This window comes from Nonomuraea sp. NPDC049152 (genome assembly GCF_040648355.1).
In the GTDB taxonomy this organism is placed as follows: Bacteria; Actinomycetota; Actinomycetes; order Streptosporangiales; family Streptosporangiaceae; genus Nonomuraea.
This window is the reverse complement of record NZ_JBEZDO010000038.1, coordinates 1-9003: the sequence shown is the minus strand read 5'-3', so window position 1 is coordinate 9003 and position 9003 is coordinate 1. Positions and strand designations below refer to the sequence as shown.

The window sequence follows — 9003 nt, the reverse complement described above, 5'->3', positions numbered from 1 at the left end:
CTTCACCTTCCCCGCGGCGACGCATAAGCATCGCGAGCAGGAGCGGGTGCTCGATGCCGCTCTCCTCGCCTCCCCTACGGCGGCGCATGAGCATGGCGAGCAGGAGCGGGTGGTCGATGCCGCTTTCCTCGCCTTGTTCGCGGCGAGTGGCCAGCGCGGCGAGAAGCAGGGCCTCCAGGGGTCGCCCTTCGCCCTCGGTCGTCTCGGTGGGCTGGGCCTCTGCGGTAGCGGTCATGGGATTTCCTTTCAAGCGCCGGTATAAGCACACCAGGTTTGTGAGGGGGATGCACCGTCCCGATACCCGAGGCCCATGAAATGTATTCACAAAGAAACATCCAAGAAAACCTGGTCTCTATCGAAAAGAGCTTTTCGCCTTCCTTCTGGCTACGGGCGGGCCAGGCCCGACGCCCACCGGCTCCGATCCAGCGACGATTCCGGTCCGGTAGATCACAGCCGGTCGGCGGGCGACGTTCGGCCGCTCACTCCTCCTGAGCTGCGACGACAAGCCGCGAGAGGCGCAATGATGACCCTTCCTTTCCGCCTTTGCGAGTCGACGTCATGCGCACAGATGGAATTCTCAATAATCACCGAAATCAAGGGCTGGGCATTGAAATTTATTGATACCCTTCGGTGAATGTTGAACTCGCATATTTCGCGGTTCAACGATCACGGCAGATGTGATTCGTGATCGATGGCGCGCGCGCTGTCGAGATCGTTTAAGGGGAGCGTTCCTTCCCGTCCGAGCGAATGGGGGAGCGCGAGTTCGGCCGGCACGGGATCATCACGGAGAGCGCCATCGCCTTATGGGCCGTGAGATCAGTGAATTAGGTCTGCCCGTGCCTTCGCGCGGCCCGAGTGGCGGGCGCGCGCGAGAACGGCTCTCAGGCCACACGCGCAGCGTGCCGGATCCGCGATGATCTACCAACACTCCACCGACGAGCGTCAACGCCAGGTGGCACAGAAGCTCAACGAACTGGCACGCGAGACCCACGAAAAGAAGCCGCCAGACCAAGACAGACGCCTCGGACGCGACCCTACCCTTCGCGGAAATCGTCAAGACGGCTCCTCTTGCCCGTCTCCGGGCCTGCGACGACGCCCGGGAAGCCCGCAGGTGGCATGAGACCCACGTCGTCTTGGCCACCACCAGCGGCCGCCCCATCGAACCGTCCAACTTCCGCCGCAGCTTCGCCAATGCCGGCGAAAAGGCGTGTATGGCCAGCTGGTTGAACCGGGATGTGACCCGCATGGGGATGCCTTATCCCCCATGGATGCCAGGGGTGTGCCAGCGGCCCTGAGCGGAGGGGAGGTCACCGGGGTCAGACCCGCTCTGAGTTGGTCGGCCTCTCCGCCCGGCCGGAGAAGGGCGCTGCCTTGTGGTGGGTGAACAGGACGCCTCGCACTACTCGGCTTCAGCGCTGGCGTCGCAGCGTCCAGAACAGCCAGTTGCCGGTGGCCGCGCACGTGGCCACGTCCCAGCCTTGACCACCGAGTTCGGAAAGCACCGCGACCAACTCGTCGTAGCTGCCGGAGAACACGCGCTCGTTGCTCCCGGGCAGGTTGACCCGGATGGCCTGCTGATCCCATAACCACTCGACGATGGCGAACTCATACGTGAACATCGCTGCCTCACATCGATCGACCGCTACAGGAAGATAGCACGAGTCGTGATCTTGGATCGTCACCTCACGGCTTGGTCCTGTGATCCGATCTTGGCGACCCCGGACCGCGACGGTCCGTTCTCCGTTCACGGCAGGCGGCGCACCATGACGCCGACCAGCTCGTCACCCCACACGAAGCCGAACTCCCGGGAATCCCAGCTGCTGCCCGGATTGTCGCCCAGCACGACCAAGGCGCCCGGGGGCACGACCGTCTCGGGTACGTCGCGAAGTGCGGGGACACGGTGTCTCGGCACGGGTTCGCCCGCCACCGCGGCCGCGCGCTTGACGAGCAAGCGCCAGCCGGGGTGATCCGGCTTCTCCGGCAGCTCGGCCGCGTCGCCCGGTTCGAGGCCCGGTGGCAATCCGTCCACGGGAGCAGGGTCCGCGATCTTGACGACGACGATCTGGCCTGATCGGACCCGCCTCGTCCGGCGGACGAGCACCCTGTCCCCGGAGCGCAGATTGGGTTCCATGCTCGGCCCGTTGACGGTGGCGACCAGGTAGCGCCCGCGGATCCACCACAGGGGTGCAGCCAACACCAGCACGGCGGATGCCGCCAGCAGCAGCTTGCCCGTCTTCACCGTGCCTCCTGGTAACCCGCGGCCTGCAGCCGAAACAGGCGGGCGTAGTGGCCGTCCGCCGCCAGCAGCACCTCATGCGGTCCCAGCTCGGCGACCCGTCCTTCGTGAAGCACGGCGATGAGGTCGGCGTCCCGTACGGCGCTGAGGCGATGGGAGATCAGCAAACTCGTCCGGCCCGCCCGATACTCCCGGATACGGGTGTGGACCTCGTGCTCCGCCTCGGGGTCCAGACCGGAGCTGGGCTCGTCAAGGATCATCAGGTCCCTGCTGTCTCGGACGAGGGCCCTGGCCAGGGCGAGACGCTGCCACTGCCCGCCCGACAGCACCACTCCGGTCTCCGGGTCACCCTTGTCGGCCTCGGAGAAGAACATGCGCGTGAGCAGCGTGTCATAGCCGCGTGGCAGCTGCGAGATCTTGTCGTGCACTCCGGCGCGGACGGCCGCGTCCTGGATGCGGGCCGGGTCCTCGAGGGAGGGCAGGTCGCCGAGCCCGATGTTCTCGGCGGCGGACATGTCGAAGTTCATGTGGTCCTGGAACACGGCACTGATCCGCTCGCGAAGCTCGGCGGGAGGGATGTCCCGCAGGTCCACGCCGTCCCACAGAATCATGCCGCGCGTCGGGTCGTACATCCTGCACAGGAGCTTGATGAGGGTGCTCTTGCCGGCGCCGTTCAACCCCACCAGGGCGACCGCGGAGCCGTACGGGATCGTCAGGTCGACTCCGCGCAGCACCCACGCGTGGTCGTCGCTGTAGCGGAACCAGACGTCCCGCAGCTCGATGCCCCGGCGCAGCTCGGGGGCCGTGCCCTCGTCCACGCTCGGCAGGTCCGGCTCGGTCCTGATCACCGCGACATAGTGGGAGAAGGTGAGGAGCAGCTGGTGGGTTGAGGCCACCGAGGAGACGAGCGAGTTGAGCGCGGCCTGAACGCCGCCCACGGCCGCGATGAACATGGCGACGTCGCCGACGCTGATCGAGCCCCGGCGGGCGGCCACGATGGCCCACCACAGCCCCGCTCCGGCGACCGCCGCGCTCAACGCCGTGAGGCCGCCCTGAGTGACCAGTTCGCGGCGATCCATCCGGCTTTCGGCCGTGTCGGCAACACGCCGCTCCGCCATCATCCGCGCGCGCAGGAACGCGCCGATGCCGAACAGCCGGATCTCGGTGGCGGCCTGCACGCCGGTGAGCAGCCGGCTGTAGAAGAACTCGCGGCGATGGATCTGCTCCGTCTCCCACTGGAGGGCGGCTCGCCTGCGTGAGAGCAGCAGTTCGGCGACGAGGACCGGAACCGCGGCCAGCAGCACCAGCGCCGTCATGGTGGGGCTCAGGATCAGCAAGGAGGCGACGAACCCGACGAGGGACAGGACACCGTTCAGGCTCCCGCAGACTCCGCTGACGAGGTCGCCGGTGGTGCCCGCGGCCTCCTGCGCCAGGCGCAGCCGGTCGAGGAACACCGGATTCTCGAAACGCCGGAGTCCGACCTGCCGCTCGGCCGCCGCGAACAACCGGTCGGTCGCGACCACCCGCGCGCGGCGGCCGGTCTGGACACGCAGAAAGCGGCCGATCCCCGGGAGCGCGGCGGCGGCCAGGCCGGACGCGGCCAGCCCGAGCGCGAGCCCCGCGACCTCGCCCTCGGGAGCGGTCAGCCGGTCGATGACCGATTTCGTCATCCAGGCGGTGGCGATCGGGGCTGCTGCTTCGGCGAGCGTCACGAAGACGTAGCCGCTCACTCCTCCAGGCGCCGATCTCCAGGTCAGCGACATGGCCTCCGCCGCGGCAGAGGCCAGTCCCCGCACTCCTCCAGCGCTCATGCCGTCGACGCGAGGGGGAGGTCCTCCATGCGGCCGCCGACGGCGACGACGCGGTGGTTGGGTCCGAGCAGGTAGAGCGCCGGGGTCCAGGTGTTCTGGAACGCGCCCGCCACCGGGCCCTCGAAGTCCTCGACAATGACCCGGGCCACCGGCGAGAGTGCTTCGACCGCCTCGGCGTCCTCACCGGCGACCACGGCCAGGACGTTCTCCCGTCCCAGGGCGCGGGCCTGCGCGGTGAAGCCGGGAATGAGCTTGTGGCACGGCTCGCATCCGGCGGAGAAGAACCCGACCAGTCCCTCGACCGTTTCGTGGGAGACCTGCTCACCCTCGAGGGTCACGGCGGCGAACTCGCCGACGGGCGATCCCGGCCGCAACGCGATGGGAGGACCGACGTGCCCGGCACTCGCTCCTCCCAGTTGCTTCAACCGGCGGATGAGACCGAGGGTGAGCAGCAGGTTGAACACGCACAGCAAGCCGATGAGCACGACGGCGGCGGTCAGGTAGGACATTCAGGAGTTCCTTGCGAAGAGATCGACGACGTCGTCGAAGGAAACGATCAAGATCGCCCCGATCGCCCCCGCAGCACCCGCCAGGGCCATACCGCCGAGCGCCGGTAAGCCGTCGGGCAGGAGCACGCCGAGCGCGGCGGCGATGACCAGCAGGCTGTTGCGGACCAGGTGACGGGTTCCGAGAGGGGTGGTGGACGCACCGAAGCAGCGACAGGGAGCGCGTCGTCCCCGTGCCAGCGCGACGGCGATCGCCACGGTGAACGCGACGAGCATCACGCCGGCGAGCCCGAGGCCGTACGACGTTGTCGCCGGCACCAGGACCAGGACAGGAACGAGCGCCTCCAGCAGGACGACCACCACGGCGAGCGGGCGAACGGCCCCGTGCGGGACCGGGACGAGCGCGGGCAGCGAACGGCGGAAAGCGTCGAAGTCCCGGACCTTCGCCACCGCCGTGACCGTGAAGACCAGAGCGACCAGGCAGGCGCATCCGATCCGCAAGTACTCCATCCGCGCACCTCCAATGCCACGCGGGCGGCGGCAGGAACCGCCGCCCGCGGGATCACTATGTCAACCTCGTCAGCAGGTGCCGACCCTGACGGTCGTGCAACCCTCGTTCAGACAGCACTGACGCAGGTACTTCACGCCACCCGAGCAGTAGTAGTAGTTGCTGCAGCCAGCCTCCACGGTCACCTTGTGGGCAACGCGCGACAGCAGACGATCGACCAGACCGATCATGGTGTCTCCTCTCCGGCTCTAGCCGAGGTGGTTGGTGATCACGATGATCAGGTCTTCCGAATTACGGCGCAATGACCGAGCCCTAAATCCCCGAAAACGCTTGAGCGGTGCAGCTTCCGAAATTTCGGACATGCACTATTGGTCTGGTCAATGTGTGCCTAATGGGGCTTCAGACGACTGGATGACATCGGGCCGGAAGGGACGACCGAGGGCCCTATTACTCTTGGATCATGGATAGTGCCTGTTCGTAGGCATGAGCAGGATGCACGCGCGGACGCGTACGTTGTCGCGGACCAGACGAGGGGAACGCCCATCCCGACTGACTGTCAGTTCGATCTCCCGTCATAAAGTGACCGCAAGGCCACGTAACGAAGCAGGTCCCCCGGCTGGCAGTCGAGCACCTCGCACGACCTGACCTACGTGGAGACCCTGATGGCCTTCGTGGTGTGTCGCCCACGATCACGTTCAGGCGACTTGGCAGGCGTGTCCGGGCCTCGCGCCGATTGGCTCGCCGCGCCTGGCTCGCTCGACGATCTCGCCAGAGGAGCACTCAAGAACCCATCGGGCACGCAACGAGCACGACCCCCGGAACAGCCCCGATAAAGATCAAAAGCCCAGGCGGATGACCTGGGCTTTTCTGTGGGTGGAGCCTAGAGATTCGAACTCCTGACATCCTGCTTGCAAATCGGCCCGATCTCCAGGCTCAACGGCCTCGACCCGCGCGGAGGACGGTCCGCGAGTGACCATGATTGACCGCTGCTGACCGCCCTTGATGGCACGCTAATGGCACGTCGATCATGCCGCGATCAGAGATTCGCACCCGGTCCTCGTCCTTGCGGCGGGCACGTGCGGTTCCGGGTTGCGCTGTGCTCAAGCCCGCCTGCGGATTTCTTCTACCAAACCTGCGAGTGACTCAACCGGGACTTCGATCTCCGTCCACGGAGGCGTCAAGTCGGTGAATGTGAAGCGAGGGACCACGTGGACGTGAAGGTGGAAGACGCTCTGCCAAGCGGTTTCACCGCTCGCATGCCAGAGGTTGATGCCGGGCGCTTGAAGAGTCCGGGTGAGTTGGCGAGCTACATGAGCGGCGGTACGCATGACCTGTGCTGCCTCATCGGGCGGGAGCTCTGCGAGGTCTCTGTGATGTTTTCTCGGCACGACCAAGGTGTGGCCTTTAGTGACTTGGGCGACGTTGAGAAAGGCAATCGTGTGATCGTCTTCGTAAATCGTCTGAGAGGGTTCGTCCCTCTCAATGATTCTGCAAAAGACGCAGGGGTTCGCGGTCATGTCAGATATTCCTCGTTGCCCTCGCGACAGGTAGAGATCATGGATTCTCGTTGCTGGGTCGCGACGAGGCAAGCCGACGACCTGCTGTTCCTTGCGCGACGCGCGCACCCTCCCTCCTGATCTTCCCGTCTGCCTCATCCACCATGGGGCAAGCCTGGACGTGGCGGTCGGGAAGATCAGGCTCACGCCAGCCACTCGAATACGTAATGCTCTTGCCCGGTGTGGGAGTTCCATGGAAGATTGCGCCGCGTGGATGAGTTCAAGCGCTCGATCTGGTTCCGCGTGGCGGCAGCGATCTGGTGCTTCCAGATCGGGTGGCTCGGAGCCGGAATAGGCTTTGTGTTCGCTGCGCCCAGAATGGCCTGGCCGATGTGGCATCTTCTGTCGTTCTTCGTGCTCGCATTCGTCGCGCTCATGGTCGTTGGCATCGGTAGAGCCCGGCACCGCGCGTGGTCGAAGGAACATTCACGGTAGGGGGCAGCCGGTCAGCCGCGCGGACGGTCAAGGTCCGCGAACAGCTCCTCGAACTCGACGGCGGCACTATGCAGCTCGGGCCGCCCAAATCGCGAGCGGGCCGGCGCACGATCGCGATTCCCTCGATCATCATGGCCATACCAGCAATGGTCCGCCTGTCCACCGACATCCGCTACCAGTCCACCACCGAGGTCATCGACCCGCGCTGGCAGAACCACTGGGCCGAGAACGACGGACTCTGACCGGCAACGCCTCATGAACCCTCAGTCCTTGGCGGCTCCGGCCAGGTTCCCGCCCAGGTCAGCTGTCCGCCATGGCCGGCCGTACCGGTGCGAAGGTCGCCTGACCGGCGCGGCGGAAGCACCAGAGGCGACGGCCGAGTGCGACCGCCCCGAGCACGCAGCAGTTGAGGCAGAAGAGCGCCAGCAGCGGCAGCAGCCAGGCGGTGACGATCCAGTACTGGAAGCTGAACGCCCCCCAGATCAGCGTCGGCAGCACCGCGCCCAGCACCGTCACCAGGGCAAGGGGCACGAGCCGCAGAACCAGCCTCGGCCGGCGCGCCGCGCGGCGTCGCGAGGCCCAGCGGCGCGCTCGGACGGCCGCGGTGACCAGCAGCGCGGCCATCCCCACCGTGAGCCCGAGCAGGACCGCGTTCACGACGGTGAGCGGGTTGCTCATCGGCGTTGCCGGTGCCCCGATCCGTTCGGCGAGAAGGTTGGTCGAGAGCAGGCTGGGATCGCCGCCGCTGTTGGTGAGGACGAGGGCCGCCACACCGGTCTTGGGCGAGAAGACCATGTCCCCTGTCCACGTCGCCAGTGTTCCGCCGTGGCCGATCACCGACGGCGGGGCGTCTGCTGCGACGGGGCGGGACTGCCAGCCGAGGGCGTAGTCGCCGGCCTTCGGCTGGACGGTGTGCAACTCGGCCAGGCAGCCGGCACTCAGCAGGCCCGCCCCGAAGGTTCCCTGGTTGAACCGCAGCCACCGCACCATGTCGTCCAGGGTCGAGATCACCCCGCCGTTGCCGACGCAGATCCCCGGCATCTCCGGTGCCGCGACGCCAACCCCGAGAACGACCTCGTACCCCGACGGCAGGCCCTCGGCACGATCAGAACACCCCAGCGTCGAGCTGGTGCCGGTCATGCCCAGCGGCGTGAACAGTTCGGCGTGGAGGAAGGCGTCGAAGGACTTCCCCGACACCACCTCGACGATCCTCGCCGCGATCGAGTAGTTGGTGTTGTGGTACTCCGAGCGGGTGCCCGGATCGGCGGCCAGGGTCTTGTCGGCCAGCCCGGCCACGACTTCCTGCGCGCTGCGCGGAGGGGGGAACACGTACTCGTTGTTCGTGCTGTTCGACAGCCCCGAGGTGTGGCTGAGGATCTGGCGCACGGTGATCCCGGTGAAGCGCGGATCGGCCATCCTGAAGTCGGGCAGGACCTTGACGACCGGGTCGTCCAGGGAGATGCGGTCGCGGTCGACCAGCAGCATGATCGCCGCAGCCGTCATCGACTTGCTCATCGACGCGATCCGGAACCGTGTCCGCGCCGTCACCGCGTTGCCGTCCCCGTCCCGGCCGCGGACGATCGTCTCGACCGACGACCCGTCGATCACGGCCGCCGCGACACCCGGCGTACCGTAGACGGAGCGGTAGTCGTCGACCAGTCGTTCGCCGGTGGCATGGGCCGGTGCTGTCCAGCCGAGCAGCACGGCGACGAGCACACCGCCGAGGACGAGGAGGGAGGTCACACGAGGAAAGCGCAGACGTAGGAAATGCACGACGTCGAACCTAGGCCGGGCGTCACCGGCCGACATCACCCTAAGGGGTGAGACGGGACCACCCGGCAGGATGGAATTCAGTCAGGCAGATCGTTGCGACCCACAAGCCCGTTCTCGTACGCGTGGATCACCGCGTGCACGCGGTCGCGCAGGTTCAGTTTCTGCAGGACGGCCCGGA

10 protein-coding genes are annotated in these 9003 nt (G+C 66.7%); 1 reads left to right on the top strand and 9 read right to left on the bottom strand.

Translation table 11 applies throughout. The features are described 5' to 3' along the window. The 8 genes from AB0B45_RS43670 to AB0B45_RS43635 form a co-directional block, all read right to left on the bottom strand. The coding region (locus AB0B45_RS43670; protein WP_358143642.1) for a hypothetical protein at window positions 1-235 on the bottom strand (235 nt) is incomplete at its 3' end. A 1174-nt stretch (window positions 236-1409) separates the two neighbouring features. Further along, window positions 1410-1619: a hypothetical protein gene (locus AB0B45_RS43665; RefSeq protein ID WP_358143640.1), complete on the bottom strand. Its 210-nt coding sequence runs from the start codon at window positions 1617-1619 to the stop codon at window positions 1410-1412. Window positions 1620-1744: 125 nt separating this feature from the next. Then, a complete protein-coding gene (locus AB0B45_RS43660; protein ID WP_358143638.1) occupies window positions 1745-2239 on the bottom strand; it encodes a S26 family signal peptidase in 495 nt (164 codons plus the stop codon). Further along, a complete protein-coding gene (locus AB0B45_RS43655; RefSeq protein ID WP_358143636.1) occupies window positions 2236-4047 on the bottom strand; it encodes an ABC transporter ATP-binding protein in 1812 nt (603 codons plus the stop codon). Before AB0B45_RS43655 ends, AB0B45_RS43660 begins: the two co-directional genes overlap by 4 nt. Beyond that, window positions 4044-4556 carry a hypothetical protein gene (locus tag AB0B45_RS43650; RefSeq protein ID WP_358143634.1) on the bottom strand — a complete coding sequence of 171 codons (513 nt, stop codon included), beginning with the start codon at window positions 4554-4556 and terminating at the stop codon, window positions 4044-4046. The genes AB0B45_RS43655 and AB0B45_RS43650 overlap by 4 nt, the downstream gene beginning before the upstream one ends. Next, complete coding sequence (locus AB0B45_RS43645; RefSeq protein WP_358143632.1) at window positions 4557-5063, bottom strand: MauE/DoxX family redox-associated membrane protein; 507 nt, start codon at window positions 5061-5063, stop codon at window positions 4557-4559. It abuts the gene before it with no gap. A 69-nt stretch (window positions 5064-5132) separates the two neighbouring features. Then, the gene (locus AB0B45_RS43640; protein ID WP_183647410.1) at window positions 5133-5291 is read right to left on the bottom strand and encodes a hypothetical protein; all 159 of its coding nucleotides are present in this window, start codon (window positions 5289-5291) and stop codon (window positions 5133-5135) included. A gap of 870 nt (window positions 5292-6161) precedes the next feature. Next, window positions 6162-6686, bottom strand: a complete 525-nt coding sequence (locus AB0B45_RS43635; protein WP_358143630.1) for an HIT family protein — start codon at window positions 6684-6686, stop codon at window positions 6162-6164. A gap of 141 nt (window positions 6687-6827) precedes the next feature. Between AB0B45_RS43635 and AB0B45_RS43630 the strand changes: the two genes are divergently transcribed. Further along, window positions 6828-7052, top strand: a complete 225-nt coding sequence (locus AB0B45_RS43630; protein WP_358143628.1) for a hypothetical protein — start codon at window positions 6828-6830, stop codon at window positions 7050-7052. A gap of 300 nt (window positions 7053-7352) precedes the next feature. Here the strand turns inward: AB0B45_RS43630 and AB0B45_RS43625 are convergent, their stop codons facing one another. Beyond that, complete coding sequence (locus AB0B45_RS43625) at window positions 7353-8825, bottom strand: serine hydrolase domain-containing protein (protein ID WP_358143626.1); 1473 nt, start codon at window positions 8823-8825, stop codon at window positions 7353-7355. Window positions 8826-9003: the final 178 nt, after the last annotated feature.